At 64.4% G+C, this 26,679-nt stretch carries 23 protein-coding genes; 9 read left to right on the plus strand and 14 right to left on the minus strand.

All coding sequences use genetic code 11. The features are described 5' to 3' along the window. Together AC07Y9_RS27610 and AC07Y9_RS27615 are read right to left on the minus strand one after the other, a co-directional pair. The coding region (locus AC07Y9_RS27610; RefSeq protein ID WP_102690494.1) for a TPM domain-containing protein at positions 1 to 648 on the minus strand (648 nt) is incomplete at its 3' end. Positions 649 to 721: 73 nt separating this feature from the next. Further along, positions 722 to 1,330 carry a LemA family protein gene (locus AC07Y9_RS27615; protein ID WP_053259892.1) on the minus strand — a complete coding sequence of 203 codons (609 nt, stop codon included), beginning with the start codon at positions 1,328 to 1,330 and terminating at the stop codon, positions 722 to 724. A gap of 254 nt (positions 1,331 to 1,584) precedes the next feature. On the opposite strand from AC07Y9_RS27615, the gene bglX reads away from it, so the two are divergent. Further along, a complete protein-coding gene (gene bglX / locus AC07Y9_RS27620; protein ID WP_102681426.1) occupies positions 1,585 to 3,906 on the plus strand; it encodes a beta-glucosidase BglX in 2,322 nt (773 codons plus the stop codon). 131 nt (positions 3,907 to 4,037) lie between these two features. Here the strand turns inward: bglX and AC07Y9_RS27625 are convergent, their stop codons facing one another. The 9 genes from AC07Y9_RS27625 to AC07Y9_RS27665 form a co-directional block, all read right to left on the minus strand. Continuing rightward, positions 4,038 to 5,195, minus strand: coding sequence for a phospholipase D-like domain-containing protein (locus AC07Y9_RS27625; protein ID WP_102681427.1), 1,158 nt, complete (start codon positions 5,193 to 5,195; stop codon positions 4,038 to 4,040). A gap of 1 nt (position 5,196) precedes the next feature. Then, positions 5,197 to 5,787, minus strand: a complete 591-nt coding sequence (locus AC07Y9_RS27630; RefSeq protein ID WP_053259889.1) for a YceI family protein — start codon at positions 5,785 to 5,787, stop codon at positions 5,197 to 5,199. Positions 5,788 to 5,972: 185 nt separating this feature from the next. Then, positions 5,973 to 6,740, minus strand: coding sequence for an IclR family transcriptional regulator (locus tag AC07Y9_RS27635; RefSeq protein ID WP_007927441.1), 768 nt, complete (start codon positions 6,738 to 6,740; stop codon positions 5,973 to 5,975). Between the two features lie 86 nt (positions 6,741 to 6,826). Continuing rightward, positions 6,827 to 8,284, minus strand: a complete 1,458-nt coding sequence (locus AC07Y9_RS27640) for an amidase (RefSeq protein WP_102681428.1) — start codon at positions 8,282 to 8,284, stop codon at positions 6,827 to 6,829. Beyond that, positions 8,284 to 9,594: a citrate-proton symporter gene (locus AC07Y9_RS27645; RefSeq protein ID WP_087089178.1), complete on the minus strand. Its 1,311-nt coding sequence runs from the start codon at positions 9,592 to 9,594 to the stop codon at positions 8,284 to 8,286. Before AC07Y9_RS27645 ends, AC07Y9_RS27640 begins: the two co-directional genes overlap by 1 nt. 108 nt (positions 9,595 to 9,702) lie before the next feature. After that, a complete protein-coding gene (locus tag AC07Y9_RS27650) occupies positions 9,703 to 10,878 on the minus strand; it encodes a M20 aminoacylase family protein (protein WP_053259885.1) in 1,176 nt (391 codons plus the stop codon). A gap of 214 nt (positions 10,879 to 11,092) precedes the next feature. Next, positions 11,093 to 11,428, minus strand: a complete 336-nt coding sequence (locus AC07Y9_RS27655; RefSeq protein ID WP_102681430.1) for an amidase — start codon at positions 11,426 to 11,428, stop codon at positions 11,093 to 11,095. After that, the gene (locus AC07Y9_RS27660; RefSeq protein ID WP_102681431.1) at positions 11,425 to 12,522 is read right to left on the minus strand and encodes a serine hydrolase domain-containing protein; all 1,098 of its coding nucleotides are present in this window, start codon (positions 12,520 to 12,522) and stop codon (positions 11,425 to 11,427) included. The genes AC07Y9_RS27655 and AC07Y9_RS27660 overlap by 4 nt, the downstream gene beginning before the upstream one ends. Positions 12,523 to 12,693: 171 nt before the next feature. Further along, a complete protein-coding gene (locus AC07Y9_RS27665) occupies positions 12,694 to 13,569 on the minus strand; it encodes an acyl-CoA dehydrogenase middle domain-containing protein (protein WP_087089186.1) in 876 nt (291 codons plus the stop codon). 140 nt (positions 13,570 to 13,709) lie between these two features. On the opposite strand from AC07Y9_RS27665, the gene olsB reads away from it, so the two are divergent. Together olsB and AC07Y9_RS27675 are read left to right on the plus strand one after the other, a co-directional pair. Then, the gene (gene olsB, locus AC07Y9_RS27670) at positions 13,710 to 14,465 is read left to right on the plus strand and encodes an L-ornithine N(alpha)-acyltransferase (protein ID WP_007926556.1); all 756 of its coding nucleotides are present in this window, start codon (positions 13,710 to 13,712) and stop codon (positions 14,463 to 14,465) included. Continuing rightward, complete coding sequence (locus AC07Y9_RS27675; RefSeq protein ID WP_007926558.1) at positions 14,465 to 15,259, plus strand: lysophospholipid acyltransferase family protein; 795 nt, start codon at positions 14,465 to 14,467, stop codon at positions 15,257 to 15,259. The genes olsB and AC07Y9_RS27675 overlap by 1 nt, the downstream gene beginning before the upstream one ends. A 27-nt stretch (positions 15,260 to 15,286) precedes the next feature. Here AC07Y9_RS27675 and AC07Y9_RS27680 read toward each other — a convergent pair whose 3' ends face one another. Then, complete coding sequence (locus tag AC07Y9_RS27680; protein ID WP_102681432.1) at positions 15,287 to 15,868, minus strand: acyl carrier protein phosphodiesterase; 582 nt, start codon at positions 15,866 to 15,868, stop codon at positions 15,287 to 15,289. Between the two features lie 153 nt (positions 15,869 to 16,021). On the opposite strand from AC07Y9_RS27680, the gene AC07Y9_RS27685 reads away from it, so the two are divergent. From AC07Y9_RS27685 to AC07Y9_RS27695, 3 genes are read left to right on the plus strand one after another with little or no spacing between them, the layout of a single operon-like run. After that, positions 16,022 to 16,336, plus strand: a complete 315-nt coding sequence (locus AC07Y9_RS27685; RefSeq protein WP_007926562.1) for an ArsR/SmtB family transcription factor — start codon at positions 16,022 to 16,024, stop codon at positions 16,334 to 16,336. 13 nt (positions 16,337 to 16,349) lie between these two features. Next, positions 16,350 to 17,516 (plus strand): MFS transporter, encoded by a 1,167-nt coding sequence (locus AC07Y9_RS27690; RefSeq protein WP_102681433.1) that lies wholly within the window; start codon positions 16,350 to 16,352, stop codon positions 17,514 to 17,516. 28 nt (positions 17,517 to 17,544) lie between these two features. Further along, on the plus strand, positions 17,545 to 18,594 hold the full coding sequence (locus tag AC07Y9_RS27695) for an alkene reductase (protein ID WP_007926565.1): 1,050 nt from the start codon (positions 17,545 to 17,547) through the stop codon (positions 18,592 to 18,594). Between the two features lie 76 nt (positions 18,595 to 18,670). Here AC07Y9_RS27695 and AC07Y9_RS27700 read toward each other — a convergent pair whose 3' ends face one another. Together AC07Y9_RS27700 and emhR are read right to left on the minus strand one after the other, a co-directional pair. Further along, positions 18,671 to 19,558 carry a DMT family transporter gene (locus AC07Y9_RS27700; RefSeq protein WP_101337046.1) on the minus strand — a complete coding sequence of 296 codons (888 nt, stop codon included), beginning with the start codon at positions 19,556 to 19,558 and terminating at the stop codon, positions 18,671 to 18,673. A gap of 162 nt (positions 19,559 to 19,720) precedes the next feature. Next, entirely contained in the window at positions 19,721 to 20,353 is a 633-nt protein-coding gene (gene emhR / locus AC07Y9_RS27705) for an efflux system transcriptional repressor EmhR (RefSeq protein WP_087089193.1), read from the minus strand. 264 nt (positions 20,354 to 20,617) lie between these two features. Here emhR and emhA point away from each other — a divergent pair, with 264 nt between their 5' ends. From emhA to adeC, 3 genes are read left to right on the plus strand one after another with little or no spacing between them, the layout of a single operon-like run. Further along, complete coding sequence (gene emhA, locus AC07Y9_RS27710) at positions 20,618 to 21,775, plus strand: efflux RND transporter periplasmic adaptor subunit EmhA (RefSeq protein WP_009042509.1); 1,158 nt, start codon at positions 20,618 to 20,620, stop codon at positions 21,773 to 21,775. A gap of 3 nt (positions 21,776 to 21,778) precedes the next feature. Further along, entirely contained in the window at positions 21,779 to 24,925 is a 3,147-nt protein-coding gene (gene emhB, locus AC07Y9_RS27715; protein WP_102681434.1) for an efflux RND transporter permease subunit EmhB, read from the plus strand. Then, positions 24,922 to 26,382: an AdeC/AdeK/OprM family multidrug efflux complex outer membrane factor gene (gene adeC, locus AC07Y9_RS27720; RefSeq protein WP_053259877.1), complete on the plus strand. Its 1,461-nt coding sequence runs from the start codon at positions 24,922 to 24,924 to the stop codon at positions 26,380 to 26,382. Before emhB ends, adeC begins: the two co-directional genes overlap by 4 nt. Positions 26,383 to 26,679 lie beyond the last annotated feature (297 nt).

Genomic DNA, 26,679 nt, shown 5'->3' on the forward strand with positions numbered 1-26,679 from the left:
ACCGCCACGCCCGCCGCCACCGCTGGGCAGGATGCCAAGCAACTGGCAGACGAAGATCGTCACGATAAACAGCAGCACCAGGAACACCAGCGCGCCGGGATGCCGCTCGAAAAACTCACTGCCACGCTCGCCGCCACCGTCATAGGCTGCGCTCGGTTCGTCCAGTGGATTGCCGCCCAGCACCAGCAGCATGGCCGATACGCCATCGCTGATGCCCTTGCTGAAATGGCCGGCCTTGAAGGCCGGGGTGATGACCTGGTTGATGATCACCGAACTTTGCGCGTCGGTCAGGCGATCTTCCAGGCCGTAACCGACTTCGATGCGCAGCTTGCGATCGTCGCGGGCGACGATCAACAAGGCGCCGTTGTTCTTGTCCTTCTGGCCGATGCCCCAGTAGCGCCCCAGCTGATAGCCGAAGTCCTCGATGCTGGTGCCTTGCAGGTCCGGCAGGGTCACGACCACCACCTGCTCGCCGGTGGACTGTTCGTGGGAGGCCAGCTCCTGGGTCAGTTGCTGGCGCACCGCCGGCTCAATCATCTGAGCGTTATCCACCACCCGCCCGCTCAGCGCCGGGAACTTCAGCTCGGCCTGGGCCGCTATCGCAAACACCCAGAGCAACAGCACCACACCCACTCTCAACACACGCATTGGAACCTCATCCGTGGTAACGCCGGGGCGGATCCCGCGGCCGCTCACGCGATCCGCGGGCAGCCGCGGCTGATCAGAACTTCACTTCTGGGGCTTTGTCGGCGTCGGGGCTGGTGGCCTCGAAGGTCTCGCGCACCTGCAGGTTGCTGTACATCACGCTGTGCCACAGGCGGCCGGGGAAGGTACGGATCTCGGTGTTGTACTTCTGCACCGCGAGGATGAAATCGCGACGCGCCACGGCGATGCGGTTCTCGGTGCCTTCGAGCTGCGACTGCAGGGCCAGGAAGTTCTGGTTGGCCTTGAGGTCCGGATACCGCTCCGACACCACCATCAAACGGCTCAAGGCGCCGGTCAGCTGGTCCTGGGCCTGCTGGAACTGCTTGAGTTTTTCCGGGTTGTCCAGGGTGCTGGCATCGACCTGGATCGACGTCGCCTTGGCCCGCGCCTCGATCACCGCGGTCAGGGTCTCCTGTTCGTGCTTGGCGTAGCCCTTGACCGTTTCCACCAGGTTGGGGATCAGGTCGGCGCGACGCTGGTACTGGTTCTGGACCTGACCCCAGGCCGCCTTGGCCTGTTCGTCGAGGGTCGGGATGTTGTTGATCCCGCAGCCGCTGAGCAGGCTGCCGAGCAGCAGCAATGCCATCACGGGCCAGCTTGAGCGAAGGCTCTGTCGTACGTTCATGGTGGTGACGCTCCTTGCAACCTAGGGGATGGAACCTGTAACCCTTTGAATCGAGTGCATCGGGCATAATCTGCCGCCACCACTGGATTGCATCGGGCCAATCGGCTAAAAGATGCCCAGCGCGAAAAAGAGTTCAGAAGTGTGCTGCATTTATCCGAACAACAATAGTCGTTCCTTTATTAGCCGCTCTCCCAATTTTCGGCCGCTCGACGCGTACTGATCGCGTCTGTTTTAGGCCCTAGAGAACAATATTCATGAAGAAGCTGTGTTTGCTGGGTTTGCTGATCAGCCTGGCCAGTCACCCTGCCCTCGCCGCCACCACGCCGGTATCGGCCCAGGAAAAACCCTTTTCGGACGCGGTCCTGCAGAACAAGGACGCCTTCATCGACAACCTGCTCAAGCAGATGACTCTGGATGAAAAGATCGGCCAGTTGCGCCTGATCAGCATCGGTCCGGAAATGCCCCGCGAGCTGATCCGCAAGGAAATCGCCGCCGGGCGCATCGGCGGCACCTTCAACTCCATCTCCCGCCCGGAAAACCGGCCGATGCAGGACGCGGCCATGCGCAGCCGGCTGAAGATCCCGATGTTCTTCGCCTATGACGTGATCCACGGCCACCGCACGATCTTCCCGATCCCCCTGGCCCTGGCGTCGAGCTGGGACATGGACGCCATCGGCCGCTCCGGGCGCATCGCCGCCCAGGAAGCCAGCGCCGACAGCCTGGACATCACCTTCGCGCCAATGGTCGACATCTCCCGCGACCCACGCTGGGGCCGCACCTCCGAAGGCTTCGGCGAAGACACCTACCTGGTCTCGCGCATCGCCAAGGTCATGGTCAAGGCCTACCAGGGCGACAGCCCGAAGAACGCCGACAGCATCATGGCCAGCGTCAAGCACTTCGCCCTGTACGGCGCGGTGGAAGGCGGTCGCGACTACAACGTCGTCGACATGAGTCCGGTGAAGATGTACCAGGACTACCTGCCGCCCTACCGCGCTGCGATCGACGCCGGTGCCGGCGGGGTGATGGTGGCGCTGAACTCGATCAATGGCGTGCCGGCCACCTCCAACACCTGGCTGATGAACGACCTGCTGCGCAAGGAGTGGGGCTTCAAGGGCCTGGCAGTGAGCGACCACGGCGCCATCGTCGAGCTGATGCGCCATGGCGTCGCCAAGGACGGCCGCGAAGCCGCCAAGCTGGCGATCAAGGCCGGCATCGACATGAGCATGAACGACTCGCTGTACGCCAAGGAGCTGCCGGGGCTGATCAAGTCCGGCGACGTCAGCCAGCGCGACCTGGACAACGCCGTGCGCGAAGTGCTGGCCGCCAAGTACGACATGGGCCTGTTCGCCAACCCCTACCTGCGCATCGGCAAGGCCGAAGAAGACCCGGCCGACACCAACGCCGAAAGTCGCCTGCACCGCAGCGATGCCCGCGATGTGGCGCGCCGCAGCCTGGTGCTGCTGAAGAACGCCAATGAAACCCTGCCGCTGAAAAAGGCCGGCAAGATCGCCCTGGTCGGTCCGCTGGCCAAGGCGCCGATCGACATGATGGGCAGTTGGGCCGCCGCCGGTGTGCCGGCGCAATCGGTCACCCTGTTCGATGGCATGAGCCGCGCCCTGGGCGACCAGGCGCAGCTGATCTACGCCCGTGGCTCGAACATCACCGCCGACAAGGCGGTGGTCGACTACCTGAACTTCCTAAACTTCGATGCCCCGGAAGTGGTGGACGACCCGCGCCCGGCCCAACAGTTGATCGACGAAGCGGTGAAGGCCGCGCAGCAGGCTGACGTGGTGGTGGCGGCGGTGGGCGAATCGCGGGGCATGTCCCACGAATCCTCCAGCCGTACCGACCTGCACATCCCGGCCAGCCAACGCGAACTGATCAAGGCCCTCAAGGCCACCGGCAAGCCGCTGGTGCTGGTATTAATGAACGGCCGGCCGCTGGCGCTGCTCGACGAGAACGAACAGGCCGACGCGATCCTGGAAACCTGGTTCAGCGGCACCGAAGGCGGCAACGCCATCGCCGATGTGCTGTTCGGCGACTACAACCCGTCCGGCAAGCTGCCGATCACCTTCCCGCGTTCGGTGGGGCAGATCCCGACCTACTACAACCACCTGACCATTGGCCGGCCGTTCACCCCGGGCAAGCCGGGTAACTACACCTCGCAGTATTTCGACGACACCACCGGTCCCCTGTTTCCGTTCGGTTATGGCCTGAGCTACACCACCTTCAGCCTGTCGGACATGGCCCTGTCGTCGACCACCCTGAACAAGAGCGGCAAGCTCGACGCCAGCGTGACCCTGAAAAACACCGGCAAGCGCGACGGCGAAACCGTGGTGCAGCTGTATATCCAGGATGTCGCCGGCTCCATGATCCGACCGATCAAGGAACTGAAAAACTTCCAGAAAGTGCAGCTCAAGGCCGGCGAACAGAAGGTCATCCACTTCAGCATCAGCGAAGACGACCTGAAGTTCTACAACGCCCAGCTCAAGTACGCCGCGGAACCGGGCGAGTTCAAGGTCGAGATCGGCCTGGACTCCCGGGACGTCAAGCAACAGAGCTTCGAACTGCTGTAACCCTCCCCCTCGGCCTCGCTCCTGCCGTAGGAGCGAGGCTTGCCCGCGAAGCGATCCACCTGCCCCACCTCACCGCCCATTTCGCCAGCAAGCTTGGCTCCTACAGAAGCCAAAGCCGCGCCGGGCCGGGTTCAGTCGCGGCGATTGAGCAGGTTGACCACCAGCCGGTCCACCCAGCCCCAGATCCGCTGCTTGACCCGCCGCCACAGCGGGCGGTTCTTCCAGGCTTCGAGGCTGACTTCCTGGCTCTGGTCGAAGTCGGCGAGAAAGCTTGCAACCACCGCATCGGTGAGCGGCAGGTCGAGGGCTTCGAGGTTGGCCTCGAGGTTGAAGCGCAGGTTCCAGTGATCGAAATTGCACGAGCCAATGCTCACCCAATCGTCGATCAGCACCATCTTCAGGTGCAGGAAACGCGGCTGGTATTCGAAGATCTTCACCCCGGCCCGCAGCAGGCGCGGGTAATAACGATGCCCGGCATAACGCACCGACGGGTGATCGGTGCGCGGCCCGGTCAGCAGCAGGCGCACGTCCACCCCGCGCCCGGCGGCGCGGCGCAGGGAGCGGCGGACCTTCCAGGTCGGCAGGAAATACGGGGTCGCCAGCCAGATTCGCCGTTGCCCGCTGTTCAGCGCGCGCACCAGCGATTGCAGAATATCCCGGTGTTGCCGGGCGTCGGCATAGGCCACCCGGCCCATGCCCTCGCCCTGGGCCGGCACCCGCGGCAGGCGTGGCAAGCCGAAGTTCGACGCCGGCTTCCAGGCGGTGCGATAGCGGTTGGCGATCCACTGCCGGTCGAACAGCATCTGCCAGTCGAGCACCAGCGGGCCACTGATCTCCACCATGACTTCATGCCAGTCGCAGCTGTCTTGCAGCGGGTTCCAGAATTCATCGGTCACCCCGGTGCCGCCGACCACCGCCAGTTCCTGATCCACCAGCAACAGTTTGCGGTGGTCGCGATACAGGTTGCGCACCCCGCGGCGCCAGCTCAGGCGATTGTAGAAGCGCAGTTCGACCCCGGCGCCCGTCAGGCGCTGGCGCAGGCCCAGGGTGAAGGCCAGGCTGCCGTAGTCATCGAACAGGCAACGCACCCGCACCCCGCGCTCGGCGGCCTGGGTCAGGGCCTGGACCATGGCCTCGGCGCAAGCGCCCGCCTCCACCAGGTACAGCTCCAGCTCCACCTGTTCACGGGCACGGGCGATCGCCACCAGCATCCGCGGGAAAAAACTCGGACCGTCGATCAGCAACACGAAGCGATTGCCTTCACGCCAGGGAAAGACCGCGCCCGCCATATCAGCGCGCCGTGAAGATCAGCACCGCACCCACCGGCACCGACAGACTGATCGCCGACAGACCGGCCGCCTTGCGCAGGGTCTCGAGCCCCGGCACCAGGTCGAAATCGGCGGCGTTGAGCACCAGCGGCTCCAGGGTCACCACCTGGAAGCGCCGATCGTCCAGCCGCGTGGCCAGGAGCTCGGCGCTGTATTCGTGCTGTTTGCCGTGCAGGGTGACGTTGACCGGCAGACGCAGCTCGATCTGCGCGCCGGGCGCCAGGTCGTTGATCGGGCGCAGGTTGATCTGTGCGTTGATCAGGGCATCCGGATGCCGCTCGATTTCGAACAGTTCCTTGCGCATGCGCTCGTCGCGCAGCGGAATCCCGCTGTTGATCGAGTCCAGCTCGACTTCCAGCTGCGCCATGCCCTTCGCGTCGACCTTGCCGTGCAGGACCAGGAAACGATGGACTTCGGAAACATTGGCGTTTTTGGTGGTGACGAACGACAGGCGCGAGGACTCGTTGTCCAGGTACCAGTTGGCCTGGGCCGGCCAGGCCGCGCAGGCCAGCAGCAAAGCGCCCAGGGCTTTGGGGAAAGAAGCGTTGAACATGGAAGACTCATGGGGTCGAGAAATCTGAGCCGAACCTTAACCGGCCCGCGCGCGCTTGCAAACAGCGACCAGCCCCGAACGGTGAATTCCGTAGCCGCTGGCGCAGGCTGCGAAAGACCCGCAGGACCTCCTACGCCCGCGAGAATGTCACGGCCGTGCCGGCCGATTGCAGCCTGCGGCAGCGGCTACAGGCTGCGCTCGACATCGTGGACAGTCGCCGCGAGGCTGTCCAGGTGCAAACTCAGCACCCGCTCCACCGGCGCCTGGTCCATCGGCCAGTGCAGGGCCATGCTGCCCACCAGCCGGCCCTGGTCACGAATCGGCAAGGCCACGGCGCGGATCAGGAACGGCAGCCGCACCGGGTACTCCCAATAGCCCTCGGTGCGCTGGCCGAACCCCTGATGCTGGGATTGTTCGCAGGCGCGGTACTGGTCCTCCTGGGGCACCCGCTCGCGAACGGCCAGGCGCTGGACCTGCTCGTGATCCAGCTCGGCCAGGCACGCCTTGCCCATCGCCGAATGGAACAGGCTCGAATAGTGGCCGACGATCTGGCAGTTATGCGGATAACGCTTGCGCAGCACCGCCGGGATCGAACTTTCCATGACCTCCAGGCGCTCGCCGTCGAAACACGACAGGTCGACCACCAGCCCGGTGCGCTCGCTCAAGGCCTGCAACCAGGGCGCGGCACGCTCCACCAACTGCCGCTTGAAGCGTTGCTGCTGGTCGCCGAACAGCCGCCTGGCGCACAGCCGGTAACGCCGGTCGCTCAGGCCGCGATAGATCCAGCCCTGCTCCTGCAACGTCAGGAGCATGCGCGACACCGTGGCCTTGGGCAGCGCCGTCAGGTAGTGCAGCTCCTCCAGGCCCAGGGCCTGGTGCTGGCCCAGCAGTTCGACGATCGCCAACGCCCGTTCGACCGAGCGCACACTGCCGGTTTCTACCTTGCTGGCCATATGCCGACCTCCCTGATAAGCGGATGGATGAGCGTTTTACGCAGCAAGATGCGGGCCCGATAAACCCGCACACCCCGGTTCGAGGGTTACAACGGATGACCCGGCGGCCGGCGCCTGACCCACTGCGTCAGTTGTTCGTGGGCATGACCGAGCTGCAACACCGCCCGGTCGGCCTGGGCCGGGCCGATGATCTGCATGCCCATGGGCAAGCCCGCCTGGTTGAAGCCGACCGGCACGCTGAGGCTCGGCAGGCCGGCCAGGGTCGGGCCGATCACCACTTCCATCCAGCGATGGTAAGTATCCATTTCCCGCCCTCCGACAAGGCGCGGCCAAGGCACCCCTGCATCGAAAGGGAACACTTGGGCGCTGGGCAACAGCAGGAAATCGTAACGCTCGAACAAGCGCTCCAGGGCCCGGTACCAGTCGCTGCGAATCTGCGAGGCCTGGTAGACATCCGCCGCGCTCAGGCGCAGCCCGCCCTCGACTTCCCACTGCGCCTCGGGCTTGAGCAGCTGGCGCTTCTGCGGGTCGGCATACAGCGGCCCCAGGTTGCCCTGGACCAGCCAATGCCGGTGCACCAGCCAACACTGCCACAGCGTCGCCATGGAAAACGCCGGCTGGCAGGCCTCGACCGCGCAGCCCAGCTGGCGAAAATCCCCCAGCGCCGACTCACACAGCGCCAACACGCCATCGTCCATGGCCAGATAGCCGTCGTAGTCCCCCAGCCAGCCCAGGCGCGTGCCGCGAAAGTCCCGCTGCAAAGGCTCGTTGAAGATCGCCGGGTCGTCCTTGAGCGACAACGGCACCCGCGAGTCGTACCCGGCCTGGGTGGCGAGCAAGCACGCGATATCGGCCACGCTGCGGCCCATCGGCCCCTCGGTGGCCAGTTGCTGGACGAACAGCTCCGGCGCCGGGCCGTGGGGCACCCGGCCCTGGGACGGGCGCAGGCCGAAGACATTGTTGAAGGCCGCCGGGTTGCGCAACGAGCCCATCATGTCGCTGCCATCGGCCACCGGCAGCATGCGCAGCGCCAGGGCCACCGCCGCCCCGCCACTGCTGCCGCCGGCATTCAACGTCGGGTCGTAGGCATTGCCGGTGGTGCCGAACACCTTGTTGTAGGTCTGCGAGCCCAGACCGAACTCCGGCACGTTGCTCTTGCCGACGATGATCGCCCCGCTGGCCCGGACCCGCTCCACGCAGATGGCGTCATGGACCGGTACCTGTTCGGCGAACAGCGGCGAGCCCAGGGTCGTGCGCAGCCCGGCGGTGGCCGCCAGGTCCTTGATCGCCTGGGGCATGCCGTGCATCCAGCCCAGGGACTGGCCCCGGTCCAGCTGGCGGTCGCGCGCCTCGGCCTCGGCCAGCAGTACCTGGCGCTCGCGCAGGGACACCAGGGCATTGACCCGGGGGTTGCAGCGCTCGATCCGGTCCAGGTAGGCCGACATCACTTCGCGGCAGGAAAACCTGCGGGCGTGGATCGCCCGGGACAGCTCGACGGCGCCCAGCTCGACAATGGGTCCAAGATCTTGTATTGCGATATCCATCAAGGCTTCACCCCGAAATTCAGTGTGCTCGGTTTCTTCTCTTTGGGTGCCTCATGCAGGCAATAAGTGCCCAGCAGCGTCAACACGCAGGCAAACAAGACATAAAACGCCGGGGCCACCGGGGTGCCCAGTACCTTGCTGAGCCAGGTCACGATCAGCGGAGCGAAACCGCCGAAGACCATGACCGCCACGTTGTAGGCCACCGACACCCCGGTGGAACGCACCTGCACCGGGAACTGTTCGGCCAGTGCCGTCGGCGCCGGGCCGAAGAAGCCGCCGATGGCGCTGCACAGCAGCACCTGCATCACCAGCAGCCGCTCGATCGAGGGCGCCGCGGCGACCCAGACATACAGCGGGTACACCATGACGAAAAACGCCAGGGTGAAGGCCAGCAACACCGGGCGCCGCCCCAGCCGGTCCGACAGGGCGCCGGACAATGGAATCACCACCGTCATCAGCGCCACCGCGAACATCTGCACCAGCAACACCTGGTCCAGCGGCAAGCCGAGGTTCTTGTGGGCGAAGGTCGGCATGTTCACCAGCACCACGTAGAACGACACCGTCGCCCCGCAGGCCAGGCCCATGGACACCAGGATGCTGCGCCGGTGCTCGCGCAGCACCTGCATCAGGCCCGGGCCGTTGCCGCGCACCTGCCTGCGGGCCTCGACGAAGGCTTCCGGCTCTTCCATATACTTGCGGATCCACAGGCCCACCGGGCCGATCAGCAAGCCGATCACGAACGGCAGGCGCCAGCCCCACAGGTCGAGGTCCTCGGGCGAGAACAGATGGGTGACCAACGCCACCATCGCCGCCCCGGAGAACACCGCCAGGCATTGCCCGACCAATTGCCAGGAACCGTACAGGCCCTTGCGGTGCGCCGGCGCGCTTTCCACCAGGAAGGCCGTGGCACTGGCGTATTCGCCGCCGGTGGCGAAGCCCTGCAGCATCCGCGCGACCACGATCATTAGCGGCGCGCCCATGCCGATGGCCGCATAGTTGGGGGCAAAGGCGATCAGGGCGATGGAGACTGTCATCAAGCGGATGATCAGTTGCATGGCGGCCTTGCGGCCTTTGCGGTCGGAATACATGCCCAGCAGGATGCCGCCCACCGGGCGCATGAAAAAGCCCACGCCGAAGGTGGCCAGGGCCATCAGCAGCGAGGCGTATTCGTCGTCGGAGGGAAAAAACTGCCGGGCGATGATGCTGGCCAGAAAGCCGTAGACGATGAAGTCGTACCACTCCAGGGCGTTGCCGATCACCGCGGCGACCACTTGCCGGGTACGCGAAACACTGGAATTCGAGGTGTGCATGAGCGCTGTCCTTCTATTCTTGTCGGGCCTCTCGGGTAACGAGTCGGGCCCTTATGGGAAGTGCCGGGCGCCACGGCGCCCGATTCAGCGGCAGAAGAAAGGGAAAACTCAGGCCGGCTCGAGCCAGCTCTCGGCCAGCGCGGCCCAATAGGCGGCGCCAGTCAGCAGGATGTCGTCGTTGAAGTCGTAGCCGGGGTTGTGGACCATCGGCCGGGACAGGCCGTTGCCGATGAACAGGTAGCTGCCGGGACAGCGTTGCAGCATCCAGGCGAAGTCTTCACTGCCCATCAGCTTGCGCGTATTGCCGTCGACCGCCTGCTCGCCCAGCAGCGCCACACCCACCTGGCGGGCGAATTCGGTCTGCTCCGGGCTGTTGACCAGCACCGGATAGGCCGGGCGGTGTTCGATGCTGGCCGAGCAGCCGAAGCTCTGGGCCTGGGTGTGGATGATCGCCTTGACCCGTTCGAGCATCTGCTCGCGCACTGGTGCGTTCAGCGCCCGCAGGCTCAGGCGCAGTAGCGCCTGTTGCGGAATCACGTTGGCCGCCTCGCCGGCCTGCAGCGCACCGACCGTCACCACCGCCGCCTCCTGGGCATCGATGTTGCGCGCCACCACGGTTTGCAAGGCCATCACCACACTGGCCGCGGCCACCAGCGGGTCGACCGTCAGGTGCGGCATCGAACCGTGCCCACCCACGCCTTCGAGGGTCACGGTGAGCAGGTCCTGGGAGGCCATCATCGGCCCTTGACGAAAACCCAGGTGGCCGGCCGGCAGCCCCGGCATGTTGTGCATGCCAAACAGCGCGTCGCAGGGGAAACGCTCCAGCAGGCCGTCGGCGAGCATCGCTTCGGCGCCGCCCTGGCCTTCTTCGGCCGGCTGGAAAATCAGGGTCAGGGTGCCGTCGAACTGGCGCGTGGCCGCCAGGTAACGCGCCGCGCCGAGGAGCATGGCAGTGTGGCCATCGTGCCCGCAGGCATGCATGCAACCGCTGTGGCGGCTGCTGTAGGCCACGCCGCTGTTCTCGATGATCGGCAAGGCGTCCATGTCGGCGCGCAGGCCAAGCCTGCGCGGGCTGTTGCCATTGCGCAGCACAGCGACCACGCCGGTCTTGCCGATGCCGCTATGCACTTGGTAACCCCACTCCTCCAGGGAACGGGCGACCAGCGCCGCGGTGCGGTTCTCCTCGAAACCGAGTTCGGGATGGGCGTGGATGTCCTGGCGCACGGCGCGCAGGTCGCTGGCGACGTCGTCGAGCCAGGCAAAGATATGCGGGAAACGGGTCATGACGTATCTCCTCGGGCCGGGTGTAATCCCGTTCTTTTTTTCGGAGCGTCTCACGGTGCGGCAAGGCGTGATCGCGGCGTGCCCTCAGATAACCGCGAGCCGTCGCCCGCGACAATCAAATGTGGTTCCACAGGGTGGAACCTTGTGCGGGGAGCCAATCAGCACGGGGGCTGGAAGCCCCGGGAAAGGATTACCGATCTTTACGCGGCGCCGTTCAGGGCTCCAGTCGACAGCCCTGGCGTTCGCCCAGCCAGACAGCGCTGTGGCTGCGTCCCAGGCCGCTGGCGCTGACCCGCTTGTGCTCGGCATCGTCCTGCAGGCTTTTGAGCGGCAGGTACTGCTGCACATAACCTTCGCAGTACTCGGCGGCGTTATGCATCACGTAGCGGCAGGAGCAGTACTCCTTGGCGCTGTAGGCGCTGAGGATGTCCGGGAAGGCTCGCAGGGCGACCCGCTCGCTCCAGCCCCAGCCCCAGTCGAGCAAGGCCAACAGCGCCAGCAACAGCAGGCTGGCGAAGGGATGGCGCAGGAGCCATGGATGCCGGCTCATGGCTGCACCTGCCGGGCGAAAGCCGCCTGGGCCAGTTTGAGCAGCTCGTTGTGGCTATAGCTGCCGTCGCGGTCATCGGCATAACGCACGATCACCAGCCCGGCGCTGGGAATCACGTACAACGCCTGCCCCCAATGGCCCAGTGCCGCGAAGGTATCGGCCGGCGCATCCGGCCAGGGCGGCGGAGCTCCGCCAACGGCGCGGTTGAGCCACCAATGGCCGCCGGGCACCAGCTCGTCCTGATTGGCCTGATAACCGGCGAACGGCGTGCGATTGAATTCGACCCAGTCCCTGGACAGCAACTGGCGCTCGCCCCAACGCCCATCGCGCAGCATCAACAAACCGACCCGCGCCAGATCGCGGGCAGTGAGGTAGGCATAGGAGGAACCAACGAAGGTGCCGGTGGCGTCGCTTTCCCACACGGCGTGGGTAATGCCCAGGGGCTCGAACAGCGCCTGCCACGGGTAATCGGCATAACGCCGGGCGCCCAGCATGCCTTTCAGGGCCGCCGACAGCAGGTTGCTGTCGCCGCTGGAATAGCGAAACACCTGCCCCGGCGGGCTGAAGGCCGGGTGCTCGGCGGTAAAGCTCGCCATATCGCCGTGGCCGCGGGTGTAGAGCATGGCCACCACCGAGGACTTGAGGGGCGCGTACTCGTAATCCTCCTGCCAGTCCAGGCCCGAGGCCCAGTGCAGCAGGTCGGCCATTCGGATATCCGGGTGCTGGCGCAACGCCGGCAGGAAGCGCGCGGCCTTGTCCTGCAACTGGAAACGCCCTTCGCCATAGGCCACGCCCAGCACCGCGGCTAACAGGCTCTTGCTGATGGACCAGGTCAGGTGCGGGGTGTCGGCACTGGTCGGGCCGGCGTAACGCTCATAGATCAACTGGCCGTCGCGGATCACCAGCAAGGCGTCGCTGCGGATGCCCAGGCGGGTCGCCTCGTTCCGGGGGGCGAAGGCGTAGGCCTCCAGTGCCTCAAGGGCCGGGCCGCTGGCTGCGGGCCCCTTGCTCCATTGCGCGCCGGGCCAGTTCTCGGCCCAGGCGGATGGGAGCATCAACAGCAACGCAAGCAGCAGGGTCGAGCCTTTGAGCATGGCGGGAACTCGGGCAAGGGAACCCGCTGAGGGTAGACCAGGGAGATGACAGTTTTTGTCCGGCCGACGGTCCTGCAGACCTATCGCGAGCAAGCTCGCTCCTACAGAAAAGCGACCCTGCTTATGTAGGAGCAAGCTTGCTCGCGATGGGCCGCGCAGCGGCCCCTCCTTTTATAGAGCCAGCGCCTTGGCCAGGCGTTTGCTCCGCGCCCCCGCCGCCAGGTCCAGCACCGCCCGATCGCGCTTCCACAATTCGGCCCACTGCGGCGGGCCATCGGCAAAGGCCTGCTCAAGGGCCGGCTTGAGCCCGTCGAACTGGGCGAACAGGCCTCCCAGCAACACATGCCCGCTGCCCAGCGACGGGTTCTGCCGGCTGACTTCCGCGCAACCGGCGAGCAAGGCCAGCAATTGCAGGAGCAGGGTCTGCGGCCAGTCGTTGTCCTGGCCGACACCATACAGCCAGGCGGTCATGGCGCTGAGTACATAGATGTCTTCCAGGGTGCGGAAGGGTTTGACGTAGGCATCCCAACCGTCTCCCGCCAGCAGCTCGCACAGGGCGTTATCCAGTTGCAGGCGGCCGTGGCTGATGTCCGGCATCAGCGGGATCGCCGGCAGCTTGTCGACCTTGACCCCGGGCTCGCCGGCATAGACCACCGCCAGGTTCAAGCGCGGCGACTCGCCTGGCGCTTCGCAGCGGGCGGCGATCAGCAGCCAGTCGGCGGCATCGCCGGCGGTGACAAAATCCTTGCGCCCGTTCAGGTGAAGGTCCTGCAGACGGGTCTGCATATCGGCCGGGCGCAGGCTGCGCTGCTCGGTGGCGCACAGCGCACCCAGGCTCAGCGGCGCGCTGGGCCAGAGCATGCGCAAGGCCGCCTGGTAGCCCACCAGGAAGGCCAGCCCCGGGGTGGCCATCAACCGCCCACCGCGCACCGCCAGCTCGAAGGGCGTCACCGGTCCCAGTTCCTCTAACAACGCGGCATAACCCTCGGCCAGGTCCAGGTGGGCGGGCAGTCGGCGACGACTGTGCAGCAGGGCTTGCCAGGGCATAAGCGGGTCCTCAGGGGCTGTCATATAAGCATCACCAAAGCTTCATGGCGATGACACCGGGGCTACATAGCCTGACTTTGCACAACAAAGTCGATCGGCTGCAACCCAAGGCGGGTCAGTGGCCCGCACGGAGATTCACAATGACTCAGATCGCCCGCATCAGCGACACCGGCAATGAACGCCGCCTGCAAGCCGAGCGCCTGGTTGGCGCCGCGGCCCTGCAAGAAGCCCAGGCCCTGCGCTTCAACGTCTTCAGCGGCGAGTTCAACGCCAAACTGAAAGGCGCGGAACTGGGTCTGGACATGGATGACTATGATGTCCACTGCAGCCACATTGGCGTGCGTGACTTGAACAGCGGCCGCCTGGTCGCCACCACCCGCCTGCTCGACCACCAGGCCGCCAGCAGCCTGGGGCGTTTCTACAGCGAAGAAGAATTCAGCCTGCACGGCCTGGTCCAGCTCAAGGGCCCGATCCTCGAGATCGGCCGCACCTGCGTCGACCCGGCCTATCGCAACGGCGGCACCATCGCCGTGCTCTGGGGCGAGCTGGCCGAAGTGCTCAACCAGGGCGGCTACAGCTACCTGATGGGCTGCGCCAGCATCCCGATGCAGGACGGCGGCGTGCAGGCCCACGCGATCATGCAGCGCCTGCGCGAACGCTACCTGTGCACCGAGCACCTGCGCGCCGAACCGAAGAACCCGCTGCCGAACCTCGATATCCCGTCCAACGTCATCGCCGAAATGCCGCCGCTGCTCAAGGCCTACATGCGCCTGGGCGCGAAGATCTGCGGCGAGCCGTGCTGGGACCAGGATTTCCAGGTGGCCGACGTGTTCATCCTGCTCAAGCGCGATGAGCTGTGCCCGCGCTACGCCCGTCACTTCAAGGCGGCCGTGTGATGCGCCGGCTACGGGTCTACGGGCGCATCGCCCGGGTGCTGCTGGTGGTGGCGCTGGGCCTGAGCATGGCCAGTGTGTTCGGCGTGTTCGAGCGCCTGGGCGTCGCCCATTCCATGGTCCGGCGCCAGCGCTGGTCGCGCTTTTTCATGGCGCGCCTGAGCAATGCCCTGCCCTTCGGCGTGACGGTGCACGGCGAGGTGCCGAAGCAGCCGATGCTGTGGGTCAGCAATCACGTGTCCTGGACCGATATCCCGTTGCTCGGCGCACTGACGCCGCTGTCGTTCCTGTCCAAGGCCGAAGTGCGTACCTGGCCGGTCGCCGGCTGGCTGGCCGCCAAGGCGGGCAGCCTGTTTATCCGCCGCGGTTCGGGCGACAGCCAGTTGATCCGTAAGCAGATGACCCGCCATCTGCAGCAGACCCACCCGCTGCTGATGTTCCCCGAAGGCACCACCACCGACGGCCGCAGCCTGCGCACCTTCCACGGTCGCCTGCTGGCCAGCGCCATCGATGCCGACGTGGCGTTGCAGCCGGTGGCCATTCGTTACCTGCGCGATGGCGATATCGATCCGCTGGCGCCGTTCATCGGCGACGACGACTTGCTGTCGCACCTGATGCGCCTGTTCGCCAACGATCAGGGCCGGGTGGAAATCCATCTGCTCAAGCCGATTGCCTGCCAGGGCCAGGAGCGCGCCGCGCTGGCGTTCCAGGCGCAACAGGCGGTGCAGAAGGTTCTGTTTGGCGACATCGCCCAGCCAGCCGAGCCACGGCGTGCCGGCGACCTGATCGCCGCCTGAGCCTGGAGGAGCCGGCCTTGCCGGCTCCTACCGCGGCTGCATATGTTGCGCGGCGAACGCCTGCAACTGCGGGTAGAACGCCCGGAAGTCCTCGCTCAACGGCCGATACAGCCGCTCCAGCTCGCCCATCGCCGCCGCCAGCTCTTCCGGGCGTGACAGGCGCCGGGCAATCCCCCGCAACACCTGCTCCAGCACCTCGAACTCGCGGTAGGAACCCAGCCAGTCATGGGCGGCCATATGCGGCGCGATCTGCGCCAGACGCCCAGGCAACCGGGGTTCGGCCGCCAGCACCCGGTACACGTCCGAAGTGAACAATTCCAACGGCCGGTCGGCATAGAGCATCCAGTCCCGGGCCAGGCAGTGGTCGAAAAACACGTCCAGCACGATGCCGGCATAACGCCGACGGGTCAGGGAAAAACGCGACAGCGACTCGCCCACCAACGGATGGCGGTCGGTAAAGATGTCGATGCTGCGATGCAGCTGGATCGCCGCCTCGATTTCCGGGTCGAACTGGCCCTGCAGGCGCCCTTTGACGAAGTCGCCATACAAACTGCCGAGTAATTGACCGGGGCGCTGGCCGCCGAGATGCAGATGTGCGAGATAATTCATTCGCGCAGCTTAGCACCGCGCCTCACATATCGTTATAACCCGATATACCGATTAACGCTGATCTCAGATCAAAATCATATTGGTATATCGCGAAATAGCGATTTAAAGTTCGCCTCATCGCGATATAACGTTTTACGGAAAACGAGCACCGCCATGTCCATCGACCTCGACGAAATAATAAAAGCCCTGGCGCACCCAGTACGACGAGACATCCTTATCTGGCTCAAGGACCCGAAGGTCCAGTTCCCCGATCAGACCCACAACCACGAGTACGGCATCTGCGCCGGACAGATCGACCAACGCTGCGGCCTGTCGCAGTCGACCGTCTCCGCGCACCTGGCGACCTTGCAGCGGGCCGGCCTGATCAGCAGCCAGAAAGCCGGCCAATGGCACTTTTTCAAACGCAACGAAGATGTGATCCAGGCCTTCCTCGAGAAGCTGACCGCAGAACTTCGCATCAAAGACTGACAAGGACCCGACAATGCCCCTCTCGCTCCTCATCCTGGCCTTGAGCGCCTTCGCCATCGGCACCACTGAGTTCGTCATCATGGGCCTGCTGCCCGATGTGGCGAACGACCTGGGTGTGTCGATCCCCGGCGCCGGCTGGCTGGTGACCGGCTACGCCCTGGGCGTGGCGATCGGCGCGCCGTTCATGGCCCTGGCCACCGCCAGGCTGCCGCGCAAGGCCGCCCTGGTAGCGCTGATGGGGATTTTCATCGTCGGCAACCTGCTGTGCGCGCTGGCCAGTGACTATGACGTGCTGATGTTCGCCCGTGTGGTCACCGCCCTGTGCCATGGCGCCTTCTTTGGTATCGGTTCGGTGGTCGCGGCAGGCCTGGTGCCCGCCAACAAGCGTGCCTCCGCCGTGGCCCTGATGTTCACCGGCCTGACCCTGGCCAACGTGCTCGGCGTACCGCTGGGCACCGCCCTGGGCCAGCAGGCCGGCTGGCGTTCGACCTTCTGGGCGGTGACCGTGATCGGCGTGATTGCCCTGATCGGCCTGATCCGCTTCCTGCCCGCCAAGCGCGACGAAGAGAAGCTCGACATGCGTTCGGAACTGATCGCCCTCAAGGGCGCCGGGATCTGGCTGTCGCTGAGCATGACCGCGCTGTTCTCCGCCTCAGTGTTCACCCTATTCACCTATGTCGCCCCGCTGCTGGGCGAGGTGACCGGCGTCTCGCCCCAGGGCGTGACCTGGACCCTGGGGCTGATCGGCCTGGGCCTGACCCTGGGCAACATCATCGGCGGCAAGATGGCCGACAAGAGCCTGTCGGGAACCCTGGTCGGCGTGCTGATCGCCATGGCCGTGACCAGCTCCGTGCTGACCTGGACCAGCGTCGCGCTGATCCCCACCGAAGTCACCCTGTTCCTCTGGGCCACCGCCTGCTTCGCCGCGGTGCCCGCCCTGCAGGTCAACGTGGTGACCTTCGGCAAGGCCGCGCCGAACCTGGTGTCCACGCTGAACATCGGCGCCTTCAACATCGGCAACGCCCTGGGCGCCTGGGTCGGCGGCAGCGTCATCGCCCACGGCTACGGCCTGGTCAACGTGCCGCTGGCGGCCGCCGCGCTGGCGGTCCTGGCCCTGCTGGTGACGCTGATTACCTTTCGCCAGGGCGGAAATGCCGAACTGGCTCCTGCCACCAACTGATACGTTCATCTAAAGAAGGGTGTATTTCATGACGACTATTTTCGATCCGATCAAACTCGGCGACCTCGAGCTGGCCAACCGCATCATCATGGCGCCGCTGACCCGCTGCCGCGCCGACGAAGGCCGCGTACCGAACGCGCTGATGGCCGAGTACTACGTACAACGCGCCTCCGCCGGCCTGATCCTCAGCGAGGCCACCTCGGTGACCCCGATAGGCGTGGGTTACCCGGACACCCCGGGCATCTGGTCCAACGACCAGGTGCGCGGCTGGAGCAACGTGACCAAGGCCGTTCACGGCGCGGGCGGCAAGATCTTCCTGCAACTGTGGCACGTGGGCCGGATCTCCCACCCGAGCTATCTGAACGGCGAAGCGCCGGTCGCGCCCAGCGCCATCCAGCCCAAGGGCCACGTCAGCCTGGTGCGTCCGCTGGCCGACTTCCCGACCCCGCGTGCCCTGGAAACCGCTGAAATCGCCGACATCGTCGACGCCTACCGCGTCGGTGCCGAGAACGCCAAGGCCGCCGGCTTCGACGGCGTGGAAATCCACGGCGCCAACGGCTACCTGCTCGACCAGTTCCTGCAAAGCTCCACCAACCAGCGCACCGACCAGTACGGCGGCTCCCTGGAAAACCGGGCGCGGCTGATGCTGGAAGTGACTGACGCGGCGATCGAAGTCTGGGGCGCCGGCCGTGTGGGCGTGCACTTGTCGCCCCGTGCCGACCTGCACGACATGGGTGATGAGAACCTCTCGGAAACCTTCACCTACCTCGCCCGCGAGCTGGGCAAACGCGGTATCGCCTTTATCTGCTCGCGTGAGAAAGAAGGCGCCGACAGCCTCGGCCCACAACTGAAAGAAGCCTTCGGCGGCCCTTACATCGCCAACGAACGCTTCACCAAGGACAGCGCCAACGCCTGGCTGGCCAGCGGCAAGGCCGATGCCGTGGCCTTCGGTGTGCCCTTCATCGCCAACCCGGACCTGCCGGCCCGCCTGAAGGCCGATGCACCGCTGAACGACGCGCGTCCCGAGCTGTTCTACGCCAAGGGCCCGGTCGGCTATATCGACTACCCGACGCTGTAAGACGCTTCAATAAAAAGCCCCGGACTCGCAAGAGCCGGGGCTTTTTCATTCGCGTTCACCTGAAGGTGGGGCGCGATCAGCCGCGTTTGCGCTGGCCCCAGGCCACGGCCAGGCCGCTGAGGCAGATCACCGCGATCCCGACTATGGCGAAGCTGTCCGGGGTGTGATCGAAGATCAGGTAGCCGTACATGCCGGCGAATAGAATCTGCCCGTAGCTGAATGGCGCCAGCATCGCCGGCGCGGCATGGCGGAAAGCCTGGGTCAGCAACAGGTGGCCGAGCATGCCGCAGGTCCCGAGGCCGATCATGAACAGGGCGTGCCCCAGGGTCGGCGTGCTCCAGAAGAACGGCAGCGCCGCGCTCATGATCAGGCTGTTGAGAATCCCGGTGAGGAAGTTGCTGGTAGTGGGGCTGTCGACACCGCTGAGCTTGCGGGTGAGCAACTGATAGAAGCCGAAACACAAGGCCGAGCACAGCGGCAGCAGGATCGCCGGGGTGAACAAGGCGCCGCCCGGACGAATCACGATCAATACCCCGACGAAGCCGGCCAGCACCGCCAGCCACTGGCTGCGGGTCACCCGCTCGCCCAGCAGCGGCACGGACAAGGCAGTAACCAGCAAAGGCGCGAGGAAGTTGACCGCGGTGGCCTCGGCCAGGGGGATATAACGCAGGCCGGTGGTGAAAAACAGGCTGGTGCCGATCAGGCACAAGGCGCGCAACAGTTGCAGGCCCGGGCGCTTGGTACGCACCACGGCGGAGAAACCGCTGCGCGGCACGAACACCACCAGCATCAACAGCGTGTGCACCACATACCGGGCCCAGACCACCATGACGATGGGATAGAACCCGGACAGGTATTTGGACAGGGTGTCATGACTGGCGAACAGTAAAACCGCCAGGCAAATCAGTGCTATACCTTTGACCGGTTGCTCGGTGCCCTTGTAAGCCGCGGTACTCACACTCATTCACATACTCGCAACAATTTCCCTACAAAATACGTAGCTCGCTATCTATCAAGATAAAGTCGGCACGTATATAAAGGCATCCCGGTGAGCCGTGACGAATGAAACATCGCGTTTTATAACGCGCAAACGTTGACATCTGCCGACGTAATTCCGCATTTTGTCTCAATTACGCAGGCTGGGACTCAGGCGCAGCATGTCCAATCCGGTATCGATCCAGCGCTCCGCTTCCTTATGGAGTTCGAAACTGTCCGGCGCCAACAGCCACTGATAAAGAATGCCATCAATATAGGCGTGGATGCTGATGGCCGCCCGGGCAGTATCGAGGTTCTCGGGCAGTTGTCCCCGCTTCACGGCATTGCGTAACGCCAGCTCGATATGCACGTTGCAATCCAGGCTGGCCGCGCGACGCTGGCGCCGCAAGTCGCACATTTCATCGGTGAATTCGCACTTGTGAAACAAAATCTCATTAATGCGTCGGGTTTTCGGGTCCAGGGCAATTTGATGAAACAAATGAATCAGCAGCTTGCGCATGCATCCCAGCGGATCGACTTCCTCTTCGTCTTCACTGGACCTGGCCATTTCATTCAGCGGCTCGCGCAAGGTATCGAGCATGGCCTGCACCAGATCCGCCTTGTTGCTGAAATGCCAGTAAATGGCTCCACGCGTGACACCGGCCAACGCCGCGATATCGGCCAGGGTGGTACGCGCCACACCGCGCTCGTAGAAGGCTTTTTCAGCCGCCTCGAGTATCTGTTTGCGGGTTTCTTGAGCTTCCTCTTTGGTACGACGGACCATGGCAGTAAACCTCGATCAGGATGTTTCAGCGATGCATGAAGCTCATCTGAATAAATATGGAACGGCATCTCGGGTGCCGTTTGCCCAGCCTACAATTCGACACTTGCAACGGCTTTTGTAACCGAATGGGTACGCCGCTAAGGTATTTACAAACAACCATGAACGTAAGTATATTCCTTAGCAAGCTACTTATCCACTCAGCACTCGTTTTTTACCCTTCCACTTTTCGAGTGCGCATTTTGCGCGCCTGACCCGAGGATCTTCATGCAACTCAAGCCAGCTGTTACCGCTCTGGTCACTGCCGTCGCCCTGGCATCGCTGCTCAGCGGATGTAAAAAGGAAGAGGCGGCTCCCGCCCCACAAGCCCCTCAGGTCGGCGTAGTCACCCTGCAACCTCAAGCCTTTACCCTGACGTCCGAGCTTCCAGGGCGCACCACTGCGTTCCGGATCGCCGAAGTCCGTCCTCAGGTCAACGGCATCATTCTCAAGCGTCTGTTCAAGGAAGGCGGCGACGTCAAGGAAGGTCAGCAGCTCTATCAGATCGATCCGTCGGTCTATGAGTCGACCCTCAAGAGCGCCCAGGCCAACCTGCAATCGACCAAGTCGATCTCCGATCGCTACAAGCAGCTGGTCGACGAGCAAGCCGTAAGCCGCCAGGAATACGACACCGCCGTCGCCAACCGCCTGCAATCGGAAGCCGCGCTGCAGAGCGCCCAGATCGACCTGCGCTACACCAAGGTGCTGTCGCCGATCTCCGGGCGTATCGGCCGTTCTTCGGTCACCGAAGGCGCATTGGTCAGCAACGGTCAGTCCACCGCCATGGCAACCATCCAGCAACTCGACCCGATCTACGTCGACGTCACCCAGTCGTCGGTGGAACTGCTCGAACTGCGCCGCGAGCTGGAAAGCGGTCGCCTGCAGAAGGCTGGCGACAACGCCGCCAAGGTCAAGCTGACCCTGGAAGACGGCAGCCAGTACAAGCTCGACGGCAAGCTGGAGTTCTCCGAAGTGTCGGTAGACGAAACCACCGGTTCCGTGACCCTGCGCGCGGTGTTCCCGAACCCGGAACACACCCTGCTGCCCGGCATGTTCGTGCACGCGCAACTGCAGGCCGGCGTGAATGCCGCGGCGATCCTCGCCCCGCAACAAGGCGTGACCCGCGACCTCAAGGGCACACCGACCGCCCTGGTGGTTGGTCCGGACAACAAGGTTGAACTGCGTCAGCTCAAGGCCAGCCGCACCGTCGGCAACCAGTGGCTGATCGAGGACGGCCTGAAGGCCGGTGATCGCCTGATCACCGAAGGGCTGCAATTCGTCCGACCTGGCGTCGAAGTCAAAGCCAGCGAAGCGACCAACGTTCCAGCAAAAAACCCGGCCACTGCACAGGCAACTGACAAAGCTGCAGGCGGCAAAGGGGAGTAAACCATGTCGAAATTTTTTATCGACCGTCCGATTTTCGCCTGGGTAATCGCCCTGGTGATCATGCTGGTCGGGGCTCTATCGATCCTCAAATTGCCGATCAACCAATACCCGAGCATCGCGCCTCCAGCGATCGCCATCTCCGTGACCTACCCAGGCGCTTCCGCACAGACCGTGCAGGACACCGTGGTCCAGGTCATCGAGCAGCAGCTCAACGGTATCGACAACCTGCGTTATGTGTCCTCGGAAAGTAACTCCGACGGCAGCATGACCATTACCGCGACCTTCGAGCAGGGCACCAACTCGGACACCGCGCAGGTCCAGGTGCAGAACAAGCTGAACCTGGCCACCCCGCTGCTGCCGCAAGAAGTGCAGCAACAGGGTATTCGCGTGACCAAGGCGGTGAAGAACTTCCTGTTGGTGATCGGTGTGGTTTCCGAGGACGGCAGCATGTCCAAGGACGACCTGTCGAACTACATCGTGTCCAACATGCAGGACCCGATCTCGCGGACCGCGGGCGTGGGTGACTTCCAGGTGTTCGGTGCCCAGTACGCCATGCGTATCTGGCTCGACCCGGCCAAGCTGAACAACTTCAACCTGACTCCGGTCGACGTGAAAAACGCCGTGGCGGCGCAGAACGTCCAGGTGTCGTCCGGCCAGATCGGTGGCTTGCCAGCCCTGCCAGGCCAGCAACTGAACGCCACCATCATCGGCAAGACCCGCCTGCAGACTGCCGAGCAGTTCAAGGCCATCCTGCTGAAGGTCAACGCGGACGGCTCGCAAGTGCGTCTGGGCGACGTCGCCGATGTCGGCCTGGGGGGTGAAAACTACTCCGTCAGTGCCCAGTTCAACGGTGCCCCGGCTTCCGGCCTGGCCGTGAAACTGGCCAACGGCGCCAACGCCCTGGACACCGCCAAGGCCCTGCGCAAGACCATCAGCGACCTGGAGCCGTTCTTCCCGGAAGGGATGAAAGTGGTATTCCCGTACGACACCACCCCGGTGGTGACCGAGTCGATCAAGGGTGTGGTTGAAACCCTGGTCGAAGCGATCGTGCTGGTGTTCCTGGTGATGTTCCTGTTCCTGCAGAACTTCCGCGCCACCGTCATCACCACCATGACCGTTCCGGTGGTGTTGCTGGGTACCTTCGGCATCCTCGCGGCCGCCGGCTTCAGCATCAACACCCTGACCATGTTCGGCATGGTGCTGGCCATCGGCTTGTTGGTGGACGACGCCATCGTCGTGGTGGAAAACGTCGAGCGGGTAATGGCCGAGGAAGGCCTGTCACCCAAGGAAGCGACCAAGAAGTCCATGGGCCAGATCCAGGGCGCCCTGGTCGGTATTGCCCTGGTGCTGTCGGCGGTACTGCTGCCAATGGCGTTCTTCAGCGGTTCCACCGGTGTGATCTACAAGCAGTTCTCGATCACCGTGGTCTCGGCCATGGCCCTGTCGGTCCTGGTTGCCCTGATCTTCACTCCGGCCCTGTGCGCCACCATGCTCAAGGCCATTCCCCACGGCGAACACGCCGCGCCGAAACGCGGCTTCTTCGGCTGGTTCAACCGGACCTTCGACCGCAGCGTCAAAAGCTACGAGCGTGGCGTGGGCAACATCCTGCAGCACAAGGCGCCTTACCTGCTGGCCTACGTGCTGATCGTGGTCGGCATGATCTGGCTGTTCGCCCGCATCCCGACTGCGTTCCTTCCGGAAGAAGACCAGGGCGTACTGTTCGCCCAGGTACAGACCCCGGCCGGTTCCAGTTCCGAGCGGACCCAGGTGGTAGTCGATGAAATGCGCGCCTACCTGCTGGACAAGGAAAAGGACACCGTGGCCTCGGTCTTCACCGTGAACGGCTTCAACTTCGCCGGTCGTGGCCAGAGTTCGGGCATGGCGTTCATCATGCTCAAGCCGTGGGACGAACGCTCCGTGGAAAACAGCGTGTTCAACCTGGCCGCCCGTGCCCAGCAGCACTTCTTCAGCTTCCGTGACGCGATGGTGTTCGCCTTCGCCCCGCCGGCGGTACTGGAGTTGGGTAACGCCACCGGTTTCGACGTGTTCCTGCAGGACCGCGCCGGTATCGGCCACGAGAAACTGATGGAGGCGCGCAACCAGTTCCTCGGCATGGCGGCGCAAAGCAAGATCCTGTCCCAGGTGCGTCCGAACGGCCTGAACGACGAGCCGCAGTACCAGCTGGAAATCGATGACGAGAAGGCCAGCGCCCTGGGCGTGACCATCTCCGACATCAACAACACCTTGTCGATTGCCCTGGGCAGTAGCTACGTCAACGACTTCATCGACCGCGGTCGGGTGAAGAAGGTGTACATCCAGGGTCAGCCTAACGCTCGCATGAGCCCCGAGGACCTGAAGAAGTGGTACGTGCGCAACAGCGCCGGGACCATGGTGCCGTTCGCCTCCTTCGCCAAGGGCACGTGGATCTACGGTTCGCCGAAACTGGCTCGCTACAACGGCGTGGAAGCGGTGGAAGTCCTGGGTGCCCCGGCGCCGGGCTACAGCACCGGTGAAGCCATGGCCGAAGTCGAAGCCATCGCCAAGAAGCTGCCGGCCGGTGTCGGTATCTCCTGGACCGGCCTGTCCTACGAGGAACGCCTGTCGGGCTCGCAAGCTCCCGCGCTGTACGCCTTGTCGCTGCTGATGGTGTTCCTGTGCCTGGCGGCGCTGTATGAAAGCTGGTCGATTCCGATCGCGGTCATGCTGGTGGTGCCGCTAGGGATCATCGGTGCGCTGATGGCGACCAGCCTGCGCGGCCTGTCCAACGACGTGTACTTCCAGGTGGGGCTGTTGGTGACCATCGGCCTGGCGGCGAAAAACGCCATTCTGATCGTCGAGTTCGCCAAGGAACTGCACGAGCAGGGCCGCAGCCTGGTGGACGCGGCGATCGAAGCCTGCCGCATGCGTCTGCGTCCGATCATCATGACCTCCCTGGCCTTCGTGCTCGGTGTGGTACCGCTGGCCATCTCCACCGGCGCAGGCTCGGGTAGCCAGCATGCGATCGGTACCGGCGTGATTGGCGGTATGCTCACCGCGACTGTCCTGGCGATATTCTGGGTGCCTTTGTTCTTCGTCACCGTGTCCTCGATGAGCCGCCGCAAGGCACTCGAAGCGCAACCTACCGAAACTCCTGAAGAGGCTGGCCAATGAGCAAGTCGCTACTCTCCCTCGCAATCACCGCCGCCGTGCTGAGTGGTTGCTCGCTGATACCGGATTATCAGCAGCCGCAAGCGCCGGTCGCGGCGCAATACCCGCAAGGGCCGGCCTATTCGCCTGCGGAGGCTGCCAACCAGGCAGCCGCCGAACAGGGCTGGCGGCAGTTCTTCCATGACCCTGCCCTGCAGCAGCTGATCCAGACCGCGCTGGTGAACAACCGCGACCTGCGGGTCGCGGCGCTGAACATCGACGCCTACGCCGCGCAGTACCAGATCCAGCGCGCGGACCTGTTCCCGGCGATCTCGGCCAACGGCAGCGGCAGCCGTCAACGCACCCCGGCACGGCTGTCGCAGACCGGTGAAGCGGCCATCTCCAGCCAGTACTCGGCAACCCTGGGTGTCAGCGCTTATGAGCTGGACCTGTTCGGTCGCGTTCGCAGCTTGAGCGAGCAGGCCTTGCAGACCTACTTCTCCAGCGAAGAAGCCCGGCGCAGCACGCAGATCAGCCTGGTGGCCAGCGTGGCCAACGCCTACCTGACCTGGCAGGCCGACAAGGAACTGCTCAAGCTGACCCAGGACACCCTGGCGGCCTACGAGGAGAGCTACCGCCTGACCTCGCGCAGCAACGAAGTCGGCGTGGCCTCGGCCCTGGACCTGAGCCAGGCGCGGACCTCGGTGGAAAACGCCCGGGTGCAACTGGCGCGTTATACCCGCCAGGTGGCCCAGGACGAAAACAGCCTGACCCTGCTGCTGGGTACCTCGATCCCGGCCAACCTGCCGAGCCCGCAGCCGTTGTCGGCCGACCTGCTCAGCGAGTTGCCCGCCGGCCTGCCGTCGGAACTGCTGCAACGCCGCCCGGACATCCTCGCCGCCGAGCACAACCTGAAAGCCGCCAACGCCAGTATTGGCGCGGCACGCGCGGCGTTCTTCCCGAGCATCAGCCTGACCGCCAATGCCGGGACCTTGAGCCCGGATATGGGCGGCCTGTTCAAGGGCGGTTCGGGCACCTGGTCGTTCGCGCCGCAGATCAATATCCCGATCTTCAACGCCGGCAGCCTGCGCGCCAGCCTGGATTACTCGAAAATCCAGAAAGACATCAACGTCGCGCAGTACGAGAAGTCCATCCAGACCGCCTTCCAGGAAGTCTCCGATGGCCTGGCCGCACGCCAGACCTACAACCAGCAGTTGCAGGCCCAGCGTGACTTCGTCAATGCCAACCAGGACTACTACCGCCTGGCCGAACGTCGCTACCGCATCGGTGTCGACAGCAACCTGACCTTCCTCGACGCCCAGCGCTCGCTGTTCAGCGCGCAGCAAGCGTTGATCACCGACCGGCTTGCGCAGCTGACCAGCGAGGTCAACCTGTACAAGGCCCTGGGCGGCGGTTGGAACGAGCAAGGTTCGCAGCAAGCGGAAGTGAGCAAAGAGGCACCGCCACTGAAGCTGTTCTGAGTGCATGACGCTTGAAAAAACCCACCTTGCGGTGGGTTTTTTTATGGGCCGAAGACCGCCGTCGCTTGTGTTCGTTAATCGCCCAAAACCCGCCAAGACCAATTGAACAGGGCCGTTGATCCAACGCACCATTCCCCGCACCTACAAAAACCAATAACAACAGGTTCGTCATCATGACCCCGCGCCCTGCCCGCTCCGGCTGATTCCGTTCCATCCACCCTCCCGGTTTCAACCTTGTCTGCAACCTGACGTTGCGGCAGCGCCCAGCCTCACCCCTAACAATTAGAGAGCCCGATC

This window comes from Pseudomonas sp. GW456-L12 (genome assembly GCF_059424045.1).